General features: G+C 72.6%; 1 protein-coding gene. It reads left to right on the top strand.

Translation table 11 applies throughout. From position 1 onward, the window contains the following. Positions 1-1486 (top strand): glycoside hydrolase family 3 protein (locus LQV45_RS31820; protein ID WP_230011433.1); only part of this gene is annotated, 1486 nt, incomplete at both ends.

Here is a 1486-nt window from a genome sequence, read left to right on the forward strand (position 1 = left end):
GAACCCGCTCAAGACCGAATGGGGATTCGAAGGCGCCGTGGTCTCGGACTGGCACGCGGTGTACTCCACCGTGGACTCCGCCCTTTCGGCCACGGACCTCGCCATGCCGGGACCGGAGAAGCTGTGGGGCGACGGGCTCGTCGAAGCCATCTCCGCCGGTCTGGTCCCCGAGGCCGTGATTGACGAGAAAGTGCGCCGGCTCGTCACCCTGGGCCGCCGGGTGGAGGAGGGCCGCCGGAACGAACCCGCGGCACCCGAAGCCGGCGCCGCCGTGGCCCGGGAGGCCGCGGCGGCAGGATTCGTGCTGTTGGAAAATCCGGCCGGCGTCCTTCCCCTCTCGCCCGGGGACCTCACCTCCATCGCAGTGGTGGGACCGGCGGCGCTGGATCCCCGGACCCAGGGCGGCGGCAGCGCCTCGGTGTTCCCGGCCTACACGGTGGCGCCCGCCGCGGGGCTGCGCGCACGGGCCGGCGACGGCGTCCGGCTCACCACCGTCCAGGGTGCCTGGCTCTCCGAGGGCCTTCGCGAACCCCGGAATGCGGAATGCCACGCCCCAGGCCAGGGGGAGGGCAGCGTCCGGCTGACCTGGCGGGGGCCCGCCGGCACAGTTGCGGAGGAATACGGTCCCCGGACCACGCTCACCCGGGGCCCGGGCGCCATCCCCGCCGGCGCCACCGCCGTCGACATCGAAACGATCTTCACGCCGGACGTCTCCGGCACCTGGAAGCTGGGATTCAAGGGCATCGGCCGCGCCAGCCTGGAGGTCGACGGCGACGCCGTGGCGACCGCCGACTCGCGGGACCGCTACGCAGACGTTGAAGCCGTGCTGATCGGCGCGCCGGACGAATCAGCCGGCGTCGTCCTGACCGCCGGAACCCCGGTGCGACTGACCTTGCGCTACACCTGGCATCCGGAGGCCGCTCTGTTCCGCATAGGGCTGGCCATCGACGAACCCCGGGAATCGGCGGACCGCGAGATCGCCAAGGCGGCTGCCGCGGCCGGCGCCGCCGACGTCGCCGTCGTGATGGTCGGGACCTCCGGTGCCGTCGAAAGCGAAGGCTTTGACCGGACCTCCCTGGCGCTGCCGGGCCGGCAGGACGACCTCGTCCGCGCCGTCATCGAAGCGAACCAACGCACCGTGGTGGTGGTCAACGCCGGCGCCCCGGTGGAGATGCCCTGGCGGAACGACGCCGCGGCGGTGCTCCTGGTCTGGTTCCCGGGCATGGAAATCGGAAACGCCCTGGCCGATGTGCTGTTCGGCGACGCCGAGCCCGGCGGCCACCTGCCAACCACCTGGCCGGCCGCCCTGGCCGATGCCCCCGTCCGCGACACGCACCCCCGGAACGGCCAGCTCGAGTACACGGAACGGCTGGATGTCGGCTACCGCGGCTGGGCAAGACAAGCCGCGCAAACCACGCAGGCTGCCGCTCCGGCGTATTGGCTCGGCCACGGACTGGGCTACACCACCTTCGCCGTGGAGGGGTTC

Source organism: Microbacterium sp. Bi128 (assembly GCF_918698205.1).